The 24,341-nt window shown below is 36.3% G+C and carries 25 protein-coding genes; 5 read left to right on the top strand and 20 right to left on the bottom strand.

Features of this window, described 5'->3' with window-relative positions; translation table 11 throughout:
• Nucleotides 1-105 precede the first annotated feature (105 nt).
• From glpK to ACW0JX_RS05260, 13 genes are all read right to left on the bottom strand, one after another.
• Nucleotides 106-1,596: a glycerol kinase GlpK gene (gene glpK / locus ACW0JX_RS05320; RefSeq protein ID WP_000760007.1), complete on the bottom strand. Its 1,491-nt coding sequence runs from the start codon at nt 1,594-1,596 to the stop codon at nt 106-108.
• Between the two features lie 13 nt (nt 1,597-1,609).
• Complete coding sequence (glpF, locus tag ACW0JX_RS05315; RefSeq protein ID WP_001272200.1) at nt 1,610-2,431, bottom strand: glycerol uptake facilitator protein GlpF; 822 nt, start codon at nt 2,429-2,431, stop codon at nt 1,610-1,612.
• A 228-nt stretch (nt 2,432-2,659) separates the two neighbouring features.
• On the bottom strand, nt 2,660-3,220 hold the full coding sequence (gene glpP, locus ACW0JX_RS05310) for a glycerol uptake operon antiterminator GlpP (RefSeq protein WP_000394286.1): 561 nt from the start codon (nt 3,218-3,220) through the stop codon (nt 2,660-2,662).
• Between the two features lie 97 nt (nt 3,221-3,317).
• The gene (locus tag ACW0JX_RS05305; protein ID WP_459245460.1) at nt 3,318-3,767 is read right to left on the bottom strand and encodes a helix-turn-helix domain-containing protein; all 450 of its coding nucleotides are present in this window, start codon (nt 3,765-3,767) and stop codon (nt 3,318-3,320) included.
• A 263-nt stretch (nt 3,768-4,030) separates the two neighbouring features.
• Nucleotides 4,031-5,227, bottom strand: coding sequence for an oxalate decarboxylase family bicupin (locus tag ACW0JX_RS05300; RefSeq protein ID WP_089170550.1), 1,197 nt, complete (start codon nt 5,225-5,227; stop codon nt 4,031-4,033).
• Nucleotides 5,228-5,460: 233 nt separating this feature from the next.
• The gene (locus ACW0JX_RS05295; protein ID WP_168411098.1) at nt 5,461-6,534 is read right to left on the bottom strand and encodes a DUF3994 domain-containing protein; all 1,074 of its coding nucleotides are present in this window, start codon (nt 6,532-6,534) and stop codon (nt 5,461-5,463) included.
• A 28-nt stretch (nt 6,535-6,562) separates the two neighbouring features.
• Nucleotides 6,563-7,219, bottom strand: coding sequence for a DUF7018 domain-containing (lipo)protein (locus ACW0JX_RS05290; protein ID WP_000644844.1), 657 nt, complete (start codon nt 7,217-7,219; stop codon nt 6,563-6,565).
• A 272-nt stretch (nt 7,220-7,491) separates the two neighbouring features.
• The gene (locus tag ACW0JX_RS05285; protein ID WP_000449223.1) at nt 7,492-7,692 is read right to left on the bottom strand and encodes a sporulation YhaL family protein; all 201 of its coding nucleotides are present in this window, start codon (nt 7,690-7,692) and stop codon (nt 7,492-7,494) included.
• Between the two features lie 78 nt (nt 7,693-7,770).
• Nucleotides 7,771-8,643, bottom strand: a complete 873-nt coding sequence (locus ACW0JX_RS05280) for an alpha/beta fold hydrolase (RefSeq protein WP_459245459.1) — start codon at nt 8,641-8,643, stop codon at nt 7,771-7,773.
• A 231-nt stretch (nt 8,644-8,874) separates the two neighbouring features.
• Entirely contained in the window at nt 8,875-9,006 is a 132-nt protein-coding gene (locus tag ACW0JX_RS05275) for a hypothetical protein (protein ID WP_000758182.1), read from the bottom strand.
• Complete coding sequence (locus tag ACW0JX_RS05270; RefSeq protein WP_000633311.1) at nt 9,003-10,115, bottom strand: response regulator aspartate phosphatase; 1,113 nt, start codon at nt 10,113-10,115, stop codon at nt 9,003-9,005. Before ACW0JX_RS05270 ends, ACW0JX_RS05275 begins: the two co-directional genes overlap by 4 nt.
• Before the next feature lie 223 nt (nt 10,116-10,338).
• Nucleotides 10,339-11,316, bottom strand: coding sequence for a ring-cleaving dioxygenase (locus ACW0JX_RS05265; RefSeq protein WP_459245458.1), 978 nt, complete (start codon nt 11,314-11,316; stop codon nt 10,339-10,341).
• Nucleotides 11,317-11,359: 43 nt separating this feature from the next.
• A complete protein-coding gene (locus ACW0JX_RS05260) occupies nt 11,360-12,304 on the bottom strand; it encodes a ring-cleaving dioxygenase (RefSeq protein WP_459245457.1) in 945 nt (314 codons plus the stop codon).
• 946 nt (nt 12,305-13,250) lie between these two features.
• Here ACW0JX_RS05260 and ACW0JX_RS05255 point away from each other — a divergent pair.
• Nucleotides 13,251-13,877 (top strand): LysE family translocator, encoded by a 627-nt coding sequence (locus ACW0JX_RS05255; protein WP_000433006.1) that lies wholly within the window; start codon nt 13,251-13,253, stop codon nt 13,875-13,877.
• A gap of 460 nt (nt 13,878-14,337) precedes the next feature.
• On the opposite strand, the gene ACW0JX_RS05250 is transcribed toward ACW0JX_RS05255, so the two are convergent.
• From ACW0JX_RS05250 to ACW0JX_RS05235, 4 genes are all read right to left on the bottom strand, one after another.
• Nucleotides 14,338-14,670, bottom strand: coding sequence for a DUF1904 family protein (locus ACW0JX_RS05250; protein ID WP_001120259.1), 333 nt, complete (start codon nt 14,668-14,670; stop codon nt 14,338-14,340).
• 301 nt (nt 14,671-14,971) lie between these two features.
• Entirely contained in the window at nt 14,972-15,916 is a 945-nt protein-coding gene (yhaM, locus tag ACW0JX_RS05245; RefSeq protein WP_000726652.1) for a 3'-5' exoribonuclease YhaM, read from the bottom strand.
• 41 nt (nt 15,917-15,957) lie between these two features.
• Nucleotides 15,958-18,882, bottom strand: a complete 2,925-nt coding sequence (locus ACW0JX_RS05240) for an ATP-binding protein (RefSeq protein WP_459245456.1) — start codon at nt 18,880-18,882, stop codon at nt 15,958-15,960.
• The gene (locus ACW0JX_RS05235; protein WP_459245455.1) at nt 18,879-20,120 is read right to left on the bottom strand and encodes a metallophosphoesterase family protein; all 1,242 of its coding nucleotides are present in this window, start codon (nt 20,118-20,120) and stop codon (nt 18,879-18,881) included. The genes ACW0JX_RS05240 and ACW0JX_RS05235 overlap by 4 nt, the downstream gene beginning before the upstream one ends.
• A 208-nt stretch (nt 20,121-20,328) precedes the next feature.
• Between ACW0JX_RS05235 and ACW0JX_RS05230 the strand changes: the two genes are divergently transcribed.
• Nucleotides 20,329-20,514: a YhzD family protein gene (locus ACW0JX_RS05230; RefSeq protein ID WP_000539550.1), complete on the top strand. Its 186-nt coding sequence runs from the start codon at nt 20,329-20,331 to the stop codon at nt 20,512-20,514.
• Between the two features lie 27 nt (nt 20,515-20,541).
• On the opposite strand, the gene ACW0JX_RS05225 is transcribed toward ACW0JX_RS05230, so the two are convergent.
• On the bottom strand, nt 20,542-20,904 hold the full coding sequence (locus ACW0JX_RS05225) for a hypothetical protein (protein WP_000582776.1): 363 nt from the start codon (nt 20,902-20,904) through the stop codon (nt 20,542-20,544).
• Nucleotides 20,905-21,058: 154 nt separating this feature from the next.
• On the opposite strand from ACW0JX_RS05225, the gene ACW0JX_RS05220 reads away from it, so the two are divergent.
• Nucleotides 21,059-21,199, top strand: coding sequence for a YflJ family protein (locus ACW0JX_RS05220; protein ID WP_000273536.1), 141 nt, complete (start codon nt 21,059-21,061; stop codon nt 21,197-21,199).
• Nucleotides 21,200-21,258: 59 nt separating this feature from the next.
• On the opposite strand, the gene bsh is transcribed toward ACW0JX_RS05220, so the two are convergent.
• The gene (gene bsh, locus ACW0JX_RS05215) at nt 21,259-22,245 is read right to left on the bottom strand and encodes a choloylglycine hydrolase (RefSeq protein WP_459245454.1); all 987 of its coding nucleotides are present in this window, start codon (nt 22,243-22,245) and stop codon (nt 21,259-21,261) included.
• 147 nt (nt 22,246-22,392) lie between these two features.
• Here bsh and ACW0JX_RS05210 point away from each other — a divergent pair, with 147 nt between their 5' ends.
• Together ACW0JX_RS05210 and ACW0JX_RS05205 are read left to right on the top strand one after the other, a co-directional pair.
• The gene (locus tag ACW0JX_RS05210) at nt 22,393-23,385 is read left to right on the top strand and encodes a zinc-dependent alcohol dehydrogenase family protein (RefSeq protein ID WP_459245453.1); all 993 of its coding nucleotides are present in this window, start codon (nt 22,393-22,395) and stop codon (nt 23,383-23,385) included.
• A gap of 91 nt (nt 23,386-23,476) precedes the next feature.
• Nucleotides 23,477-23,782 (top strand): hypothetical protein, encoded by a 306-nt coding sequence (locus ACW0JX_RS05205; RefSeq protein ID WP_063546678.1) that lies wholly within the window; start codon nt 23,477-23,479, stop codon nt 23,780-23,782.
• A 96-nt stretch (nt 23,783-23,878) separates the two neighbouring features.
• Here the strand turns inward: ACW0JX_RS05205 and ACW0JX_RS05200 are convergent, their stop codons facing one another.
• Nucleotides 23,879-24,025 carry a hypothetical protein gene (locus ACW0JX_RS05200; protein ID WP_000498632.1) on the bottom strand — a complete coding sequence of 49 codons (147 nt, stop codon included), beginning with the start codon at nt 24,023-24,025 and terminating at the stop codon, nt 23,879-23,881.
• Nucleotides 24,026-24,341: the final 316 nt, after the last annotated feature.

Below are 24,341 nucleotides of genomic sequence, written 5' to 3'. Positions count from 1 at the left end.
AGAGACCACAAACTCCGCTATAGATTTCGCCTCTATAGCGCGTTGTGGTCTCTCCAAATCTCCTACCGAATTATTAACTTGTCACCATTATAACACTGTTTATGATTATTTGAAAGCTTTTGTTGCTTCAATTGCTTTTTTCCATCCAGCATATAGCTCTTCGCTTGTTTCCGCTTCCATCGTTGGTTCAAAGCGTTTGTCCATATGCCACTGTGATTTAATTTCATCTTGGTTTTTCCAATATCCAACCGCAAGACCCGCTAAGTATGCTGCACCTAAAGCTGTCGTTTCGTTGATCACCGGACGCTCTACAGGAACATCTAAAATATCACTTTGGAACTTCATTAAGAAGTTATTTTTAACCGCTCCGCCATCAACGCGTAATGTTTTCAGTTCAATACCTGAATCTGCTTCCATTGCGCATAATACATCTTTCGTTTGGTAAGCTAAAGATTCTAGCGTTGCACGAATGAAATGCTCTTTCGTCGTACCACGTGTTACACCAAACATAGCGCCGCGTACTTCACTATCCCAGTAAGGTGTTCCTAGTCCAACGAATGCTGGTACAACGTATACACCGTCAGTTGATTCAACGCGAGAAGCATATACTTCACTCTCACTTGCATCTTTAAACATGCGCATTCCGTCACGTAACCACTGAATTGCAGAACCTGCTACGAAAATACTTCCTTCTAATGCGTAGTTCACTTTACCATCTATTCCCCATGCAATTGTTGTTAATAGACCGTGCTCAGAAGCTACTGCTTTTTCACCTGTGTTCATTAACATAAAGCAACCAGTTCCGTAAGTGTTCTTCGCCATACCTTCACCGAAACAAGCTTGTCCAAATAAAGCTGCTTGTTGGTCACCAGCTACCCCTGCAATCGGTACATTTTGACCGAAGAAGTGGTAATCAATTGTTTCTCCATATATTTCAGATGATGGACGTACTTCTGGAAGCATACTCTTTGGTACTGTTAACATGTCTAGAAGCTCATCATCCCACTGTAAGTCGTGAATGTTAAACATTAACGTACGTGATGCGTTTGAGTAATCTGTTACGTGTGCTTTACCACCAGATAGTTTCCATACAAGCCATGAATCAATTGTTCCGAATAATAGATCGCCGTTTTCTGCTTTCTCTCTTGCACCTTCAACGTTATCTAAAATCCACTTTACTTTCGTTCCAGAGAAGTATGCATCAATTAAAAGACCTGTTTTTTCGCGAACCATTTCGCTATAACCTTTTTCTTTTAACTCATCACAAATTTCAGCTGTTTGGCGAGATTGCCATACGATTGCGTTGTAAATTGGTTTACTAGTTGTTTTATCCCATACAACCGTTGTTTCACGTTGGTTCGTAATACCGATACCAGCGATTTGTTCTGGTTTTACATCTGCTTCGCTTAAGCAAGTTGCGATAACTGCTAAAATAGATCCCCAAATTTCTTGTGCATTATGCTCTACCCAGCCCGGCTTTGGAAAATGTTGTGTAAACTCTTTTTGAGCTGAATGAACAATTTCACCTTTTTTATTGAATAAAATTGCACGTGAGCTTGTTGTTCCTTGGTCTAATGAAAGAATATATTTTTTCATATCGATTTCCCCCTTATGCTACTTTTCTACTATTTGTATTGCTTCCGCTTTTTTTACTTGTCATATAAGAGATTGCTAGTACAATCACAGTTGCGATAATCACATAAATAAGTGCTGAATTTTGTTTTCCTTCAAATACAACTTGATGGAATAAACCTGCAAGTGATCCACCTAAAATTGGACCAACTACTGGAATCCATGCATACTTCCAGTTTGAACCGCCTTTTCCTGCAATCGGAAGGAAGAAGTGTGCGATACGCGGGCCTAAATCACGTGCTGGGTTGATCGCGTATCCTGTCGTTCCACCTAATGATAAACCAATACTTACAATTAAGAAACCTACGATAAATGGATTTAATCCATCTGCAAATTTATTTGCACCAATTGCTAATATACCAAATACTAAAACGAATGTTCCAATCATTTCACTTAAAAGGTTTGCAAATGTGTTCGGAATTGCTGGACCTGTTGCAAATACGCCTAACTTTGTTCCTGGATCTTCTGTTTCTTTCCAGTGTGGTAAGTAATGTAAATATACGATAACTGCCCCGATAATTGCCCCAATCATTTGTGCTACGATATAACCTGGTACGTCACTCCATGGGAACGCTCCCTTAAATGCTAGTCCTATCGTTAAAGCTGGATTCAAATGTGCCCCACTAATTGATCCAACCGCATACGCTGCAACCGCTACTGCTAAGCCCCAGCCCATTGTAATAACAATCCAACCTGAATCTTTCGCAAACGATTTCTTTAAACTTACACCAGCACAAACGCCGCCACCAAGTACGATTAACAACGCAGTCCCTATTAACTCTCCTAAAAATGCTGACATAGTATCCCTCCACAATCAATTTAAACGCTTCCAAATGTGATAGAGGTAAAATGAATGGCCATTCGTTTTTGTCAAAAGAAAAAGACCCACAGCTTTGCACGCTTCTACATAAATTTATATAGAAACAATGAAATGTGGATCTCTTCTTTTCTCCGTCACGTTTATTAACTTGTCTATAATGTTAACCTCTTATGAAAGCGGTGTCAACAGAATTTTTTCACATTTTCGTCACTTTTTTTGGTAATGTTTCCATAGTTCGCGTTTTGACGTCGTAATCGCTGTCGCACCAGCGTTTAAAGCTCTTTCCACATCTTCTACAGTACGAATAAAACCACCTGCTAAAATCGGTACACCAGTACGCTCTTTCACTTCAGCGATAATATCCGTCATTGCTCCTGGAAGCACCTCAATATAATCCGGTTTTGTCTTATCTAAAAGATTGCAGCTCTTCTCCATCGCACTCGAATCGATTAAAAAGATGCGTTGTATTGCCACAACACCTTTTTGCTTCGCCTTCATAATAACGCTCGCCTTTGTCGAAAGTAACCCGTACGGTCTAAACTCCTGACATAAATATTCCGTCGCATGCCCATCACTCTGCAAGCCATGAATTAAATCCACATGTAAAAACACCTTTTTACAATATTGCTTCGCAAGTGATATAACACTCTTCAATTGGCCGACATGAATATCTAAAATAACGATATATTCATACGAACTATGTAATAGCTTTTCCAAATCTTTAATTTGCCTCACTGCCGGCAAAATTTTCTGTTCATGAAATTCCATTCTAAATGTCCCCTTCTTTATGTCATCCTATCCTTTATAGTACACAATTTAAGTGAAAAGAACAGCCAGTGTTGGGGATTTCTTTCAAACCTTTCCTCTATTTATATATTTTCTTCAACTTATCGGAACCTATACCACCTATAATCATGAATACAAGGGGCAAAAGATTCATTACATATGGCGCATCTGCTACAATTGTAATACTTGCTCCAGCAAACTTATTTAGCATCCATACAACGATTTTTGCAATAAACAAAAATACTCCTATCATAAATAGACTATCAAAAAACACCTTCCATTTTGGATACGCCAATTGCTTACTATCTTCAATTATTTTCTGCGTCAATTCTTCATCACTCCTTAGCAGTTCATTAATTGTAATACCGAACAGATCACTTAAATGAATAATAATTTCAATGCTCGGATAGTTCTTTCCCGTCTCCCATTTCGAAACAGATTGCCTGCTCACATGAAGTTTTTCAGCCAAATCATTTTGCGACCAATTTCTTTTTTCCCTTTCTTCTTTTAAACGCTCACTAAAAATCATACTGTGTTTATCACCTCTCTATGCCCATTATGTTCAAATAAATGATGAAGAGTAAAGCGAGTTATTGTTGCATTTCCTACACAACTTATACGTTACAGCTTATAATGGCGCTCTTTTATATGTATCTTCCCTATACTATGCTCCAATAATAATTTCCCGAACAATAATACAAAGAACGGATACTAATAAAGACTAGATTAGGCATAAAAAATACGCCATCCCTTCTTATCAGTCTCCAGAAAGAATAACGCAAATTTTCATTTTTACTCATCATTTTTCGGACTATATGAAAACCCCGGGTATTTCACAACAGGCCACTTCTCCTTACGCAGAGAATCCATTACTTGCGGGCCAACATGTATATTACTCTCCACTATTTCTTTAGGAGTCAGTGCCATCCATTGATTTAACGATACATCTTCAAAACGATTGCTTCTGAACATCTCTAAAAACCATAATGTTTCGGTACCTGTATTTTGAATATAATGCCCCGTCGCAAACGGTACATATCCGACATCGCCAGCTCTATAATCAAATGTACGAGCGGTACCATTTCCAAGAAACACAGTCATTCTCGCTTCCCCTGTCAAATAATATTGCCATTCATCATTATTCGGGTGCCAATGAAGTTCTCTCATTCCACCAGGCTCAACCTCAACGAGCGCTGCTGCGATCGTTTTTGAAATAGGGAAATTTGTAGAATCTACAATTCGAACGCTACCACCAGGAGTCTTAATTGGCTTTTGTTTTAACAGTTCATGTTTAAATGTTAAAGGAACTTCCCCTTTCGGTGATTGAACTTCCTGACTTTCAAGCGAACCTGGCACCTCTCCTTGATAAATATAAACTTGACCTGAAGGGATAGAATGAAAAGCACTCTCAGGTACTCCAAAATTAGCCGACAACACTTCTTTTGGCGTATGCGCAAACCAATCAGAAATAGCTAAAGTAGATAAATCAGAAAAATGTCCATCATCGAAAACAAGTAGAAATTCACAATGTTCCAATCCTTGAATGGAATGCGGAATACCAGGCGGAAAATACCAAAGATCACCTGGTCCAACATCAGCAATAAAATTCCGTCCATTTTGATCAACAGCCGTTATGCGTGCCCGTCCTAAAAGCATATACGCCCATTCCGCTTCTTTATGCCAATGAAGTTCTCGTATTCCACCGGCCGTTAAGCTCATATTTACCCCAGCAATCGTCGTCGAAACTGGTAGTTCCCGAGCAGTAATCTCCCGAGACCATCCGCCGTGTTTCAAAATCATAGAAGTGTCCGAGAATGAAAATTTCAAGTTAGGAACTAATCCTGCATCCGTTATAGGCGGAACAAGCATATTCGGATTTTGAATATCTCGCATAACATTACGAGGTCCAGAATCAATTGCACCTGCTCCGTCGCTGCGGATTGGTTGTGGCACATTCCCTCCCGCTTCATTAACAGTACGTTTCTTCATGATTACACCCCTTTTTCATCCGGTTATTAGGTGAAAATCCTCCACCATAGTGTATGAATTGGGCTTTAGATGGTTACAGTTACTTTGGAGTTACATCAACTGCCTATCATTATCGTTTTGTTCATTTCTCAACTTATACTAGCATGGACAGCGTCTGGAAAGATAATGAAGAAATTAAATTAAAACTAATAAAAAACCCTGTAAAATTTATTACAGAGTTTTTCACCAATTATTTATTGTTTTACATATCGAATACGAATATTATCGTCCATATGATAAATTTGTAATGTGTTTCCATCATAGTTTTGCAATTTATACATGATACTATCATTTGTTAACTTTACTTCTTGACCGTCTTTAACTGCTTTTGTTACTTTTAAAGATAACTGGAATGATGGGACATCCACCGTATATGTTCCTGTTAAATAGTTATCTTTATTCGGATAAGAACCATTCGCATAAGACTCAAATGTTTTATCACCTTTTAGTACTAGCGTAGTTTTTACGCCACTGCCGTAATCAATACCCCAATTACCAATAATCTCAGTACCATCTTTAATGTTCTTCTGCATGTTGCTATAACTAATTCCTAACTCTTCACTTGTACCAACTGTATCTACAAATACCCCAGTTTTTGCTTGACTTTTATCTGTTTGAGCCTGACTGCCAGTAGTTGGGTTTGCCTGTGTAGAACTACTTGTTGTACTAGTAGATTTTTCCGTGGTTGTATCACCTTTTACTTCAGCCCTTAACTTATCAAATGTAGGTTTCCAAATACGTTTTGCTTCCTCTAATTTTATATTTGCTTTATTTAAGATTTCCTTATCAGTCTCTAAGCTAAAACCTTTATCGTTGAATAACTTCTCTATTTCACCGAATGTTTCTCTTAGTTTACCTGCAGCTCTTTCAATCTCTTTTTGGTCTTCTTTATGTTTTGGCGGTGCAGAAATCTTCTCTATCTTATCAAATACTTTATAGATGTCTTTAACACTATCTAATACCTCAGCTTTTGATTTACTTCCGTTTCTCAAATCCTTTACAGATGCATCATAGTAATCAAATCGTCTTAACATATCCTGTTCAATGTCTAATAAATATTGTGCATAATCTTCATCTAAAACTCGAACCTTTTGAACATCTTTACTTTCTTCTTTCGAATTAGTTGATTTTTCTTTTGTTCCAGAAGACTTAGCTTTACTTGTTTCTTCTGTCTTTGCTTCTTTACTTGCCGAATCTTTTACTGTAACACAACCACTTAATAATAATGTAACTGGAACTACAGCAGCCATTAGTTTCTTCACTTTCATACCTCATACTCCTTAAAGTAATTTACTCTTAGTTTGTTTTGCTACCGATACTCTTCGCTGCTTCTTCAAACAGTTTTGAACCTTCTTGTGCTTTACTTAATGATTGATGCATTTTACTCTCGTCTTCTTGGTCTAATGCATCAAAGAGAAGTTGGAAACAATCCGCATACAGTTCCATCGATTGCTTTATCTTCACTTGTTCTCCCTGTAATTCAGGAGGTGCTTGTAGATTCTTCAGTTTCGTTGTGGTTGCCTTTGCTCCACCTAAACTCAGTTGTACTTCACTTTTCTTTTGTTTGTATGATTTTACGTCTGAATCTGCTATTCCTTCAATTAATTTCATTGTATTTTCAATTTGAGTAGCACTATTTATGATATCTGCCTTGTACCTTTCAACATCTGAACCAGTTACCTTACCAGTTGAAGAAGTTGAATTATTTGAAGAAGAACTTGGTTGACTACTTGATGAGCTACTATTTGTACCTTCACCTTTCGCTACAGATAAGCTATCCTCTTTCTTGCTATCAGTTGACTTACTCTCTTTTTCAGAAGTCTTATTCTCTTTCTCTACCTTTTGCGTCTCTTCTTTCTTTGTTTCAGCTTTCTTACCATCCGTTTCAATTGTAATACAACCACTCAATAACATAACTGGTAACGCTAAACTTACTAATTTCTTTGCTTTCATGATTACTAATACCCCTTTATTTGTAAAATGTAGTACAAACAAGTTAATATACTTAACTAATAAATTTCCCCCGAATAATTCATTAAAATCTATCGCCCATATATTACCTGTATATTCATAATCTTTCCATATATATATACCATTTTACAAAGAATTACATATTTGGTCAAAGGGATTTATGTAGTCCTTAAAAGGAAATTTACTAAACGAAAAGAAAAAGACTACCACCTAGATGTAAAATCCTACTAGGTGGTAGCCTTTCAAAATTTTTATTAAAGCAATACCGAATCTTTATCACTATCCTGATTACGTTTCTCGCGCTCTTCTTCTAAGCGCTTCATATACACTTCGCCTTCTTTTTCGATAAACTCATTATCCATATCTTGCTCTTTTTTCGAAGTATATAAAACCATGTAGCCACTTAGTACAATCCCGACAATTACAAGATACACCCACCATGGTAAAGTTTCCAAATCACTTCATTCCTTTCCTTAGACAAGCCTTATTAGTTTCACTTTATGAGGAAAGAAGTGGATTTATGCTTAAAATTTTTATTGTGGATGCTTCGCGAAAAATGCTTGTACATATTCCATAAACTCAATTGGTTCCTGACGAAACGGTGCGTGGTATCCTTTTTCAATAATATGAAACGTACTATTCGCAAATAGCCCATGATACAGTTCACCATTTTTCCAAGAAACACTCTTATCATGTCGTCCCCATATAATTAAAGTCGGTACCTTAATTTTATCAGCTTCCATCGCAATGCGGCGCTCTCTCATTTTCGTAAGCTGATCATAATGCTCTTTATCATCACGACTATTTTTCACTTCATTTTTATTATACTTCGCAATCTCAGTTACAGTTTGTAAGTCCGTCGATAGCGGTGGTACTTCATAACTTTCTTTTTGCTGGAAAGACTCTATCCCTGTAGCATCCGCCAAGATGAGATGCGTCACTGCGTCTGGATATAAATACGCTAAATTGAGGGACATCTCTCCGCCCATTGAATGGCCGAGCACCGCAAACTGATCGTATCCGAGCTTCTTCATTAACTTATAATATAAATTCACTTGCGCAGGAAACGAATACTGAAAATCAACTGGCTTAGAAGAACGCCCAAACCCTAAAATATCAACCGCAATAATCGTATGGTCTCGCACTAGTTCCGGATAAATATCACTAAACCCATCAGAAGAACCACCAAACCCATGCAACATAAGTAAAGGAGGTTTTCCCTCACCAATTTGTTTAAAATAAATCGTCTGTCCATCAATCTGCGCGATACTCTCTTTCGTATTCAGCTTCATCATAACAGTATCTTTCACTTCTCCAACCTTCGCAATCGGCTTCTCAACGAAGTTACAAACAATTAACAAAACGAGCACAATACCGCTAATCATATAAAACTTAAACCTTTTCAAAGTTCCCGTCTCCTTTCTCTTGTTGCTATTTAAAAGTTTTTACATTTTTTGGTTATTTTATAATTAATTTTAATTGTAACTACAACAGTTACAATTATATCAAAAAAATATTACTTACTGCTATTAATGATGGTTATTTTGTAACTATTATAGTTACATATTTTAAGTAAGTCAATTGTTTTACAACTAAAAAGAAAAAAGAGACCTCATTGTGAGATCCCTTTTTCTCTTTTAGCCACCATAATCACCATGTTCAGCTTTCATTAGTGTTGGACTTTTTTGATGATCTGTTGAACTATACACCCCTAAAGTCAGTGTAAATACTGTTACAATCCCTAATAATTTAATTACCACTTTTTTCATTTTAAAGCCCCCTTATCAAAAAGTTTTTCTCTTGCTTTTTTACTAAAATAAAAATACTTACTTGCCTCTTCCCAAAGGTTTTCTTCATAAAATTTTACTGCTAACTTTTCCTGATACTCCTGAGTATAATCATATAACTCTTCTCTTTCAAAATACGTAATTCCTCTAAGAATAATGTCCTCTAATTCTTCCGCTTTTACACCTTGATTTAATGCATTTAAAATTTCATAATGGTGTTGATATCCTTCAATTTTCGAATCTCTACAAATCTTCAATCCTTTTTCTATAAGCTTATTTGCAATCTCATGCTCTTTTAACTTGTAATGCTCTTTTGCTTTTACATAAAGAGCTTTATAATGTTGGGGAGATTTTTCTACTACTTCAGTAAGATAACGAATTGCCAATGCAGATAAATTTTGCGTAGAATACATCCATCCTAAATTATGACGAACCATAATAATAAATTTTTCTTCACCAATTTTTTGGAATTGATCCATAGCAGCTGTGAAATGCTCTTCAGCTAATTCCCATTCCTTTAAGTTCATACAGGCTAAGCCTAAAATATTATCACAAAAAGCTACATTTAATTCATATCCATCATGATTTAAATACATATCCTTTACCTTCGTTGCATGTTTAATAGATACCAAAGCTTGTTGTGTATCATAATGAAATGTAGCTAACTTATAATAAAATTCAGCCTTTTCTAATTGATCAGGAACATACTTCAAAAAACTTTCAGCCTTTTCGTAATGTTCTTTAGCGAGATGAAAATTTCCTAACTCACTAGCATGTATTGCTTTAAAAAAGTGATAATAATAAGTTAAAAAATTATCTGTTGGTTGATCAAACGAATCTATCTTGTTAAAACTCTCTTGAGATAAGCCTAGATTATCTATTAAATAGTTATATCGAAATTCTAGCAAATAATAATAAAGTAATAGATTTTGGTCCTGCAAACCTTCTCCAGTCTCTTTTTTTAGTTTAGTAAATTTAAAATCAATTTCTTGTTTTAGACGTTCTGCATTACTTATACGTCTAGATCTAATCTCTAGATACCATTCATTCAATAGCTGCGTCAGTTTTTCGTTTGTAGTAGATGTAATCATGAAACCCCTCCTAATCATTTGTTATGTACTCTTCTACAAATAATAACAGAAAATTCAAATATCTATTCCGATCATCCTACAAATAAATATTTCTCAATAATTAACTGACAATTCATTAATTATTTTATGAAGATTATCCACTTTGATAATTACCCAAATAAAAAAGCAAGCAATTCCAGCACTCCGCTAAAACTACTTGCTCTCCTACTTATTATCTCTATTTTTACTCTTTAATAAATTCCTTCGTACTTCTCACTGTATCAATTGGACGAACTAATTTTTCAATTTCTTCACGTTTTGGCTCTAGGAATGGAGGTAAAGATAATTTTTCGCCAAGCGTTTCGTATGGCTCATCTCCCATAAATCCTGGGCCATCTGTTGCGAATTCAAATAAAATTTGTGGTGCAACTCTTGCATATAATGATTCGAAGAAGTGACGGTTTACATATCCAGATGAAGGAAGTCCTACGCTACTGATTCTCTTAATCCATTCTTCTAATACAGCGCGATCTTCTACGCGGAATGCCGCATGATGCACTGTACCAAAACCTTGTTGTGCTTCAGGAAGAACTGTATTATGTTCTACAATAACAGATGCACCGTTTCCGCCTTTGTTCACTTCAAATAAATAGAATTCCCCTTCTTGCGCAACCTCTTTAAATAATAGAACTTTTTCTAACACTTCTTTGAAGAAGCTAAAGTTTGCAATACGGATAAATACAGGTCCTAAACCAGTGATTGCATATTCTAATGGTACTGGCCCGTTTTGCCACGGTGTACCTGATTCGATTCCTTTATCAAGTTCATCTGAGATTAATTGATATTGTTGGTCATCAAAGTCAACGAAAGAAAGAGTTTTCTTACCAAATTGCTCTTTAATTCCTGTATGTTCTACTTCAAGACGGTCAAAGCGTTTCACCCAATACTCTAATGCTGCATCAGTCGGAACACGGAATGAAGTTTTTGAAATTTCATTTGTACCGTGTACTCCTTTCGGAACACCTGGGAAATCAAAGAATGTCATATCTGTTCCTGCACTCCCTTTATCATCTGCAAAGAATAAATGATACGTTTGAATATCATCTTGGTTTACTGTTTTCTTAACTAAACGCATTCCTAAAACGTGAGTGAAAAACTCATAGTTCTTTTCTGCACTACTTGTAATCGCTGTAACGTGGTGAATTCCTTTTAATTGGTTCATTTTATATTCCTCCAATGTTTTTTAATTTATATTTTCTCTCCTATTACTTCTCTTCAATAGGTGCTAAATTCGCTTCAATCTCTGCACGCTGATCTTCTAAGAACGGTGGTAAATCAAGTTTTTCTCCTAAATGTTCCACATCTCCATCAACTGTAAATCCTGGTCCATCTGTCGCAATTTCAAAAAGGATTCCGTTTGATTCACGGAAATATAAGCTTTTAAAGTAGAAACGGTCGATGATTCCTGAAGACTGGAAGCCTCTTTGTTTCACCTGTTCTTCCCAATAGGCAAGCTCTGCATCGTTTTTCACGCGAATTGCTAAATGGTGAATGCTCCCTCGGCCCGGCTTTTCAGTAGGTCCATCTAAATATTTCACAACGATTTCTCCAAAAGCCTCTCCTTTAATGGATTGAAAAATTGCTTCCTCTTCGCTGCGGCTAACCTCTGTATAACCAAACATCTCTGTAAGTGTACTCGCCATTTTATCAAGTCTACGAACTGTCATTTCCACAGAACCCATTCCTTGAATTTGATGCTTTGCAGGAACTTCTGATTTCTCCCAAGTTTCCCAGTGCTCCACTTTTTCTCCTTTTGAAACGAGTAGTACTAAGCGAAGACCTTCAGCATCCTCAAATTGCAAAGCAGGACGATTTGCATATGTTGTCATTTCACTATGTTTCACATCAAATTCCTCAAATCGCGCTTTCCAGTAATGCAAACTTTCCTCTGAAGGAACAAGTAATCCAATTCGAGTAATCGCATTCGTACCGCGATATGTTCTTCCTACTAATGGAATTTCAAAAAATGATAATTCCGTACCTGGACTTCCTGTTTTATCTCCATAAAATAAGTGGTACATTGACGGATCATCTTGGTTTACTGTCATTTTCACACGACGTAAGCCAAGCACGTTTTTATAAAAGTGATTATTTTCATTTGCATTTTTCGTAACCATTGAAATGTGATGATGCCCTTTAATTTCATACATTGGTTATTCCTCCGTTTCGTTTTACTAGTCAAGTGACAACTAAAAAAATAACATTTCCCACAACTAATATGGTTTTTAGCTTTTCAATTTATTCTTAATTATGTTTTTGTAAATTCATCTTAGTTTTTACTGTAGAAGTTACTTTGTTTTTTAATCGAAAACAACTGAGTGTATGTTTTTCATATGACTCAATCGCTTTCGGTACTATCACTTTACACCTCAAGTGATTGAAAAGCAAGTGAAAAGTCTCGAATTCAAGATTTTTTTGTTAAATAACATTTAGGGTGTAAAATCATTAATTTCTGGATAGCGTCACATCACTATCAAGCTAAAGACTCAAAGCTCTCCATGCACATCAAGCTAACAAGAATACACTACCCCAAAACGATAAAAATGAACTTCGTTGCTATAAAAGACAACTTTTTTGTTCCGAGGGAATTATAGAATTTTATATCTTTACAATTATTTATGGGGAGTTAATTCATTTTTTTCAAGAATAAGTAATTTCTTAAATAGAAGTTCACGTACCTCTTCCTTATGATAATTAATTTTTGTTGATTGATAAGAAATTTAATGAATGATTATTCGAATATGCTTTCGTAAATGTTAAATGTAGTTTTTGGATAATGTTTGGTCAAGTTGATACTAATACCCTCGATAAACGAAAGAAAATTAAGAGTGTTCCGAGAAAAAGTAATTAAAAAACGCTCTTAATTTATTTAATTGAGTTATCATTTTATTCAAAAATCTGATTATTTATATAATTGACATTCTATTAAAACGCTCATTTACAGAAGAACATTATTCAAGTGAAGCCCTCTATAATTCAATTACAACTCCTTGAAAGTTTATGATACTATCCTGATCACACTTTTTATATTTAATGTTTTAAGGAAAAAAGCTATACTATAAGCGAAACTAAAAATCAGAAAGGAAATACCAGAACATGGAAAATTATATGCTATTTATCCTTACAGCACTCCTTATTATAATGATGCCTGGTCCCGGTTTTGCTTTAGTTACAAAAAACACTATCTCTCATGGTAGAAATGGTGGGATAAAGACCGTCTTAGGAACGGTATCTGGAATGATGATTCATACAATAATGGCTACACTAGGGCTCTCTGCTATCTTAATGAAATTTGCTATGCTATTTACATTAATAAAATATGCTGGGGCATTTTATTTAATTTATTTAGCTGTAAAGTCAATTAAAAGTGCCTTTTCTAAAAAAGAAGATATGTCAGGTTCAGTGGAAATAAACTCTAAGGATATTGGAACGGTTAAAAGTTTTAGACAAGGATTTACCACGGCAATCTTAAACCCAAAAACGGCTGTATTTTTCCTTAGTTTTCTACCCCAATTTATTGTGAGTAATCAAAGTCATTTCTTCCAATTTCTTTTGTTGGGATTCACATTTACGACTTTGACAGCAATATGGTATTTACTTTATATCTCTCTAATACGTCAATTAAGAACTTTTTTAAGAAAAGAAAAGGTGAACCGTACAATAGAGGGTATTACTGGCACAGTATTATTAGTATTTGGAGTTAGGCTATTTTTCCAAAAATAAATATGTAATAGAGAGAGTTTAAAACTTTCTGTTTTTCCAATAAATGAATCAATATAAAAAGTATGGCTTTCAAACAGTAAAAAAGTGAACAAACGGGTGTGTTTGTGGAATAAGCTTCAATAAAATAACCAAACTTTTTATAAAGAAGTGAATCGATTATATTAAAATTGATATAAAGGCGTTATCCTTTCCTATGATTTCTCAGAAAGAATAACGCCTTGCTCTTTTTAGAGGGTATTTTGTCTAGTTAGCTTGATAGCGATGTGGTTCTATCCCTTATAAAGTGAAACTTTAATCAGTGGGGGTTTTGTTCATCCCCCACTGATTATTAGTTGAACCAATCGGGCTTTTACGGACAGTTGATCCCCCACCTAACTTCTTTGCTTCCGCTGAATTTTGAGGTCGGGGTCTTACTGCCCGTTAATGCGGGATAAATGTTACAAAAACATTTATAATAGCTCTAACTTGCACAATGCTTCCCGTTAATATAATACGCTGATTCTGTGAAAACCGTAAATACAACCTCTACTTCTGGAAGTCCAAAATCCATTACATATGTAGTAATGGCCTTGGCAAATCGATTACGAATTTCCTGTCCACGCTCGAACCATTTCACTTCAATAAGAGGAAACGCTTCTATTTCTTCTCCATTGAATACAAACGTAGAACTTGGTAGTTCCAACGTAAAATTATCCGTACCACACTCACAAATCTCTGCGAGCTCTTCTACTAATGGCTTGCTTATGTGTTTTAATTGTTCAGTAGTAATTCCACGAAACACAATATGCGGCATGTAAATCCCTCCTTTAGATAGTTTTATATTTGCCCACATCATAGCACAATTCTCCCACCTTTTAACAAAAATAGATGCTAAACAAGTTTCAACTCTTATTTTTAGGCCTGTTATACAGGCTGAAGCGATTCTAAGTATCTGCCATATTAAAGTTGATATGCTCCCATTCTAGTGGTGAGATATGTTTTAATCGTTCTTCGTTAACCCCATGCGTACTTCTTAACTATTTCATTTAATTTTTAATAAAGAAAACAGCCTCACTAAGCTTTTAAAACTTAATGAGGCCACTTTATTCACACTTTTAATTATGGAACGTCGGTTTATAGAACGAACGATTATCAAGAGCAAAGACACGCTCTGTGTATTCGCCTGGTTTTGTGCGTCCTAATGCGCGGTCCATCATGTTCATTTTTGCATCTAAGTTATCGATGTAGTGCAGAATTTCTGCTTCTTTTACTAATGGTGGTTTTGGGCTACCCCATTCTGCTTTTCCGTGGTGCGAAAGGACGATGTGTTGAAGAATTAATACTTCTTCTGCATCGATTTGCAATTCGTCTGCTGCTTTACCGATTTCGTTTACCATGATAGAAATGTGGCCTAGTAAGTTTCCTTCTAACGTATACGTTGTAGAAATTGGACCAGATAGTTCAATTACTTTACCAAGGTCATGTAAAATAACGCCTGCATATAGTAAGTCTTTATCTAATGATGGGTATAGATTTGAAATAGCTTTCGCTAAATCTAGCATCGATACGACGTGATAAGCTAGTCCAGATACGAACTCGTGATGGTTCTTTGTCGCTGCTGGATATTCTAAAAATTCGTTTTGATGCTTATTTAACAAATGTCTTGTTAGACGTTGAATGTTCGGATTTCTCATTTCAAATATGTATTGTGTAATTTTCTCAACCATATCTTCTTTTTTCACTGGTGCTTTTTCTACGAAATCCGAGATATCTGTTACTTCATTTTCATTCGCAACACGGATTTGTTTCACACGTAATTGAATACGTCCTTTGTAGTTTAAAATATCACCAGCTACTTTAACGATTGTTTCTGCTACATATTGTTTCTCAACTTCTGGTGATACGTCCCATAGCTTCGCTTCAATATCTCCACTTGGATCTTGTAAGATTACTGTTAAAAATGGCTTTCCATTACTTGCTAGACCTTTTGTCGCTGTTTTAATTAACAAGAAAACATCGACTTGTTCACCAACTTCATATTCTGCAATTTTCTTTTTCATTCGAATTCCTCCACCAAATCAGTTACTTTTAGTATAGCATATCACAACTCATTTTCTTTACGCTTATGTGTTAATTTTACAATCTGTTTTTCTGTAAAATACGCGAGTAAATGCGCATGACATGTAAAGAAGATGACTTGTCTATCTTTTGCGATTTCCTTTATTAGTTCAATCGTTCGGTCCGTTCTTACCGCATCAAAGTGCACGAAACTATCATCAATAATAAATGGGTAATCATGTTCAAATGTTTTCGCAAGTGCAAATCTCAGCGATAAATATAACTGCTCCGCTGTCGCTTGGCTTAGTTCATGACTGTAAAAACGTATACCGTCGTTACGTTCAACAACGAACGGCTCCGCCTCTGACGGTGAAAAGATTTTACTATAGCGTCCGCCCGTTAAATAGACGAAATACTCTTCTGATTTTTGTAAAATACGAGGCAGATGCACTTCATGATAATATTGCTTCGTTTTCGTTAACACCGTTTTTGCGGCCGCATAAGCAGCCCACTTCTTTACTTGTTCACGTACTTGCGCTTTTTTCATTTCCCACTCATGCATTAAATCGCCGTACGTACTACCTTCTTCTAAATTCACAATTTCCATACGATGTTTCGCAATGCGCTCTGTCAGTTCTTTCTCTTGCGCCAGACAGTTTTGCACGACTGTAATTTCTCTCTTTAATTTCTCTTCATAACCGTCAGCTTCGTAATGTTCAGCTAATGATAAACTCTTTAAACGCTGTTCTAACAGATCAATTTGCGGTAATAAACGCACTACTTGTTTCTCAGCATCTTCACGTTTTTCCGCCAGTTTACCCGCTTCTAAAAACATCTCTTCATCTGTAGTCTCTGCAATATTCCATAATGCATTTCGTTCTACTAACAGTTGTTTCAATTGTTCTTGCATAAACTCATATTCTTCTTGCCATTCCGCCAGTTTTTCTTTTAACTGCTTACAAGTTTGGCGCTTCTCTTTCTCATTTTGCATACGACTTTGTGCCCCGTGTAGCTTACTATACTCCGCACTACCAATAACAGCTTCTAGTTTCTGTTCAAAATGCGAAATCATTTCATATAATGAAGATTTTCGCGTACCTTGCTTATCTAATTCACGATATAATTGCTGCATTTTTTCAATACGCTCAAACGCTGGCAATATGTGTGCATACGTATAAAATTCTGGGAACATATAGCGCGTTTTATATGCATCTACTTGTTCTCCCGCCTGGAACGTTTCTCTCTCCCATTCCTCATACGATGAAACGACTTTATCATAAGCTCGCTCCATTTGCTGCAATTTATAAGACTCACGCTCAAATAGCTTCCGAACCTCTTCATCTTTTTCTAACTGATAGCGCACAGACAGCGCTTCTTCACTTTGTCTCCCGCCAGCACTTTGCTGAAGAGTAAGAAGCTCTTCTTGTAATCCACTTGACGGATCTTTATATAAAACAAGGGCAAGAACAATCCCTACAAAAACAATAACACTAATAAATAAGAGCGGGCGGTTATCAATAAATAAACTCGTGAATAAAACAAGCGTGTTAATAAGAAGTAACAGAAGACAAACTCTTTGCCACTGCTTTTTCTTTTGCATAGCTGCTCCTGCTTTTTCCTCATACTTGCGCTTCATTCTCTCTGCGCCCATACCGATAAACGCCGCATCTTGGAACGATTTCTCTTTCTCAACTAACGTATTTCGCTCTTCATCCACTAACATTTGTTTCTGAATCTGTCTTATATTTTCTTCTTGTTCTTCTAATTGCTCTTGCGCTACTTTAAAACGATCATCAAGCTGTGCTTTTTTCGTTTCTAATTCGCGCGCCTTTTGCACTGTTTGCGTAATCAGCTCTTTCGTTGCCAAACTCATATCAAACGAAAGGACTGTTTCTTTTTCAAAAGTAGCACCGATTTGTTGCTCTAGCTCTGCGATTTCTTCTTTTATATTCGCAATACTTCCTGTCATATCACGCATTTCTTGGCGTGCATTTTCATACGACAAATGCTGCATACGAAGTTCTTCTACATAACTTTCTTTTTGTAAAAACTCTTCATCTATTTGAATCGAGTCAATTTCCGATTGCACCGTCTCTATTTTCTTATGGAGCGAATCAACTTGTAACCTAAGCGGCTCCATCTTCGCCTTAATTGCTTCATAGCGCGCCGTTCCTTTTACAGGAAACTGCCCTTTTTCATTTTCTAACACTTTCTCATGCGCACGCTTTTCAATAACGAGTGGCTCAAGCGCTGCTAATATTTCATAATCTTGCTTTCGCTTTTCTGCATTCTCTTTTTCCACGCGAACAGAAGCAAGCTTCTCTTCACTTTCTTTTAACTGCTCCACTTGTTTTTCATACGTGCCAATTTTTCCTTGCCACTCTTTCATCTTCTCTTCAAGCTTCTTCATCTCTTGCAGTGACACGTTAATTTCCGGTTTACGCCCACTCGGTTTAAAGCGTTGATCCATTTCTTTTTCTAGCTTTTTATCTAACTGTAATAGCGCATCGCTTCCGACTGCACTTGCCGAAAATAAATAATTGCCAATATCCGCTTCGCCGAGCTGATGAATATTTTGAAGACCATGCATATCAAATGAAAAGACCGATTCAAATAAACTTTCATTCACCCCGCTTAATATATCGTTTAAAATCTCCTCGCCGCCCGTTTTCCCGTCTTCAAAATAAACGGTTACCTCGCCAGCTGCCGTCTTTGGCAATCGTTCAATTTTCAAACGGCCGTACTGCTCTGTTTGCACAGTCAGCGCACCGCCATACTTCCCGCCTTCTTTCGGCTCATAACGGCGCTGTCCTCTCGTCGGAAAACCGAACAAAATACTTTTCATAAACGAGCGAATTGTCGATTTCCCCGCTTCGTTTTCACCGTATAGTACCGTCAGCAAGGAAAGATCCATTTCCACATTTTCTAATTTTCCGTACCCATAAATATGGAGTTTTTCAATTCTCATTTTTTATCCCTCTCTTGCTGGAATAATTGTTCTAAAATAATATTTTCTGCTTCCTTTTGAATCTCTTTCTTCTCGTCTTCTGTAAAAGATTCAATACTATTACGCGCTACAGGAGATGTCCAAATGGTGCGCAACACGCCGTCCATATTTGTGAAAGCTTCTAGCTCCTTTAGCACACTACCGACGAAATGATTTTCCGCTTTCAAACGTTCGATTTCCGCAAAAGAAACCGTCTCATTTTTCCACTTCATTGCATATACGAAATCTTTTCGCTCTTCGCCAGATGCTAAAATGTGAAAAATCTCTTCCACACGCTTTTCGTCACGCACATAAGGAGAAAGTGGGCCCTGCCCTGTGAATACGACAGTTAAAAGCGTCCCTTCCTCTTCTCTTCGGCACTCATTCATCGCAGTTGACATGCTCGTCATAAGTTCATCAACAGTTTCAAGTCCATCAATACAAACTTCGATCTCATCCCATACAACATCTGCCGTATGGAAAAATGAGCAATGCGTTCCTTGTTTCGTAAGTTCAATAAGGTACGCACCCTTCTCACCTGTTTCCTTACGATGACGACCTTGTATGTTCCCTGGATAAATAATGTATGGCTCTTCTGATAAAATTTCACGTTTATGTATATGGCCAAGAGCCCAATAATCAAACTGTTTTTCTTTCAACTCACGAATTTGAAACGGTGCATAGCGATTATGCTCTGCATCTCCTTCCACACTTCCGTGAAGCATGCCAATATGAAAAGGCGCATCACTCATTTTCGTATACTGCGCTGTCATATTATCCGTTACCGCTTGCTGCAAATAACTAAACCCATAAATAGAAGCTAATAGCTCACCATTTTTATAAAATGATTTCTCTTCTACATAAGGATCGGTAAACACATGAACATTTTCCGGAAACTCAATTGCTGCCCAGCTTCCCCCTAAATGATCATGGTTACCGTGAATAATAAAAACAGGGATATCGTACTGCGAAAGTCTCTTCATTTGCTCACGCACAAACACTTGCGCCCTCAAACTTCTCGTCTCCGCATCATACAAATCCCCAGCTAGTAATACGAAATCAACGCGCTCTTGAATCGCTTTATCAACAATACGCTCAAATGATTCAAACGTACTTTGCTTCATTCTCTCCCAAACAGACTGCGCAACATTCATCTCCATTCCTTTAAACGGACTATCCAAATGCAAATCAGCCGCATGTATAAACTTTACTTGTTTCACAAATAACGATCCTTTCTATCTTTCAAAAGTTTCATTTTATTAAAATTAACATCGCTGAAAACTAATCATCATCGAGAATGAAAATATTCTCGATGATTAAAGTTTCATTCTATTTTACCACGCAATGTCATATATTTCTTTGCATATTGTAGCGTTTTATGTCAAAATAATTATAAGATTCTGATTTTAATTATTGGAGGGAATTTTCATGGGAGTATACGTTCTAACAGTCTTTGAAAAAGATGGTTCAAAAGCATTAGACGAATCATTCGAGGCGGCAACTGAAAAAGAAGCAAAAGCAAAAGGTGAATCTATTTTACAAGAAAAAGGATTGCATGAAAAAACACATCGTTGTACATCTTCTGCAGGTAAGCTCGTTTTATTCCAGCGCTAAAAAAAAGAAGCGTCATCCGCTTCTTTTTCACTCTACTATATCTTCGTCACACCACGTAAACACCACATCTAGAATGCGATTACCAATACGTACGCGTTTATTCCATTTACCTGTTTGGATCTGATGTTGCAATTCAGCTTTCATCTTTTCCGTCCAGTCGTGAATCGTTTCACTACCGTCGTACGGATATACGCCTGGAAACTCTTCCTGCAGTAGATGCAAGCTCTCTGCATCAAAATGAAAATGGAAGAAGTAGTTTGCTGTAAGCGATGGTTCTTGCAATCGTAAAAAATGATCATCAATTTGCTTTCTATTTCTATAGAAAGTAAAGATATTCACTTTACCGCTAGTAATTTGGTCAATTTGAATTTCGTGCTTCTCTATAATCACGTCTTGTCCACCTCGTTGTATACTATCTTTAGTATATATGTCTTTTGCAACAAAGTTAACCATTTTCGCGCGAAATTCATTTCCTTCATTATATTACCTGTACCTCCATATGCAATCAGAACAAATAAAAACAAAGTTGAAGGGGAGCGATCACATGTATTTCGGAAGCAAAGGTTGGTATGTAAAAGAACTTAAAAAATTAGGTATCCGTACTTATGAAGGTAAAAAACTAGAATCGTATCGTACGCATGTGTTATCTAGTTTACTTGAGAGAATGAAGAAAGCTTCGGCTTAATAGAAAAACACCTCCCGAATTCGCATACTAAGTATGCAAATTCAATGGAGGTGTTTTTATCAGTTTTCATAAAAGATTTTTTGCTTCCGCTGGAACGGATACGTTTTAATCTCAGCTGTATCTAAATCTTCATTGAATAAATGAATGGCTATAATTTGTCTACAATCGTAAGTATGGTAATAATATGTTCCAGACTCCATACACATTGCACTTGTATAGATCGTATTATCTAATATACCGTCTTCTGTTATTACTGCCCCCTTAGGAACCTCACAATTTGATAAGATATGAAAAATAGCCGATATCCCCTCTTCTTCGTTCTCTATACCTTGAATGTTTTGTTTGCCATATGCTGCCCGTACAAATCTTGATGGCGGGGTGAAATCTCCAGGAAGCCCCATCGTTCCTGAACCTTGGCCAAAAGCACTTAATGGTACATCTCCCCACTCAATTGGCGCAAATGGCTGCGATTTAAGTCCAATATATTGTCTTAAATTTTGTAAATGCCAATTAAACTCGGGACTATTAGTCATCACTCCTATTGGATTGTCATACACCTTTATTCCATCAGCTGTCGGCTCAAGTACAATACACGCTCCCGATTTGTCTGCTAAAATCCAATGTAGCGGTGGCGTAATTCCTAAAACTGGTAATGGCACATCTATAAAGGCAATGTTATCAATATATTTTCTTAATTCTTCAACAGAATTGAACTGCGTGAGGCTCCAAGTCACAAAATCAAATGGCGCTACATTCGTTTTATTGCTATCTATATGATTACTATAAGTAGCGAATCCTGGGAAATAGAGAGTTGCACATGTCATACCAGCTTCATTTACTCCGTCCGCCATCATGACCCTTCCTCCAAAATTAATTCCCATTCCGACAACAGCCTTTTTCGCTCGGATCGTTTCACCAGTTATATTGTTCCACTGATAACGCCGAGGAATGATTATTACTTCTTGATTCATATCTAATGTGAAATCCATTGTTCTCCCAAAAAGATGCTGGAAATTTTTTGTTTGTAACGTCAAACTAGTACACATGAAGAAATCCCCCATTTTATAGTTCTATACACATTTTATAAAATTCTGATAAATACGTAAATTAAAAACCTATTTATCACTAACAAAATAACCACCCAAACCAAAAATGCTATAATAAACCCAATCAAACTAAGGGGGCAAATTACTTTGCTTGGAACATGCATTCAATTTCATAAGTTTGGCAATCCAAAAGACGTATTACAAGTTGAATATAAAAATATAGAACCACTGAAAGATAATGAAGTTTTCGTCCGTATGCTAGTTAGACCGATTAATCCATCTGACTTAATTCCCATCACTGGAGCATACGCACATAGAATCCCTTTGCCTAACATACCTGGTTATGAAGGTGTTGGTATTGTAGAAGATGTAGGCGCTTTTGTTTCTCGAGACCTTATTGGTAAACGTGTGTTACCTTTACGCGGGGAAGGTACTTGGCAAGAATATGTGAAGACATTAGCTGATTTTGTAGTCCCTATTCCTGATTCCATTGATGATTTTACAGCGGCACAAATGTATATTAATCCTCTTACTGCGTGGGTTACATGTACGGAAACGCTAAACTTAAAACGGAATGACGTTTTATTAGTAAATGCTTGCGGATCCGCTATTGGCCATCTATTTGCACAGTTATCTCAAATTTTAAACTTCCGATTCATTGCGGTGACAAGAAATAATAAACATACAGAGGAATTACTTCAGCTTGGCGCTCATCATGTAATAGATACTTCCACTGCCCCGCTTTATGAAACAGTTATGGAGTTAACAAACGGGATCGGTGCGGATGCTGCAATTGATTCTATCGGGGGACCGGATGGAAATGAATTAGCTTTTTCCTTAAGGCCAAACGGACACTTTTTAACGATAGGTCTTCTATCGGGCGTACAAGTAAACTGGGCAGAGATTGTCACGAAAGCAAAAGTGCACGCGAACATATTTCATTTACGACATTGGAATAAAGATGTGTCCGCATATAAATGGCAGGAGACGTTTCGTCACTTAATTCGCTTAGTGGAAAATAAGCAATTACGTTTTATGACAGTACATTCTACATATGACTTAGCGGATGTGAAAAAAGCAGTTGATGTTGTGCAATCTGCGGAGAAAACGAAAGGGAAAGTGTTTTTGACGAGTTATTAAATTGAGTACATTCAACTATCAATCCATTTAGTAGCATAGAATTTTAAGTAGCTTATGTAATTTAATTAAAAAAGCAAAAGGAGATTCTAATATGTGGTTACTCACAGCAATTACGCCTGTTGTAATAGCCGGAGGAATTGTAGTATATGTGATTAGAAGTCTTAAACATAAATATAACAACGGTAACTTAGGTAAGAAAAAATCAAAAAACGCTCAAGTTTTATTAGATAGTTTAATACCAATAGGAATGCTTTTAGGGTGTTTGATCGGTATTATTGTTGGCATATTTTCTCCTGATTCATTACTACTTTCAGTTAGTTTAGGATCTGGAATAGGCTATTTATTTGGATTTTTTGCTTATGAAATTTATAGCAAGACAGGAAACAATTTTTCCTAATTCAAAAGGAATAAGCGGGACAGTACATAGTAATCATATGAAATATGTAACTGTCCTTTATTTTTGCATCAATGTTATCACCTTACCTTTCGCCTACTATACACCTCTTTTATTGATTTTTCTCTCCTCCCCTTTTTGCATATCCGCTTTTTTATTTTCATTGGATCTATATCCAAAGTAAAGTAGCGCACATGTAATAACAGAACCTACAATGTATCCTAAAAAACATCCTAACCAAAACATAGTTTAACCGCCTCCATTCATAATAAATTTTATGTAATATAACTCTTTACATACTCCATCGTTTATTTCTATTAACTATACACTTTCTAAAATTATTCATACCACTAATTCTCTTCGTACCTCAAATAGCAATTTTATTATTTGTCATAAAGTTAACACCTTCTTTAAATACAAAAAATTCCATTTTGTTGCTTTTTCTTAAGAAATAATATACTACATTTGAAATAAGCGAGCTAGTACGTCGGCCCTTCTCTATTTTAACTTTAGTCATGAACAAAAGAAAAACAAAAAACCCCCTCAAAGCATAAACTTCAAG

Source organism: Bacillus sp. C-3-6 (genome assembly GCF_054509685.1).
This window is presented reverse-complemented; position numbering and strand designations above follow the sequence as displayed.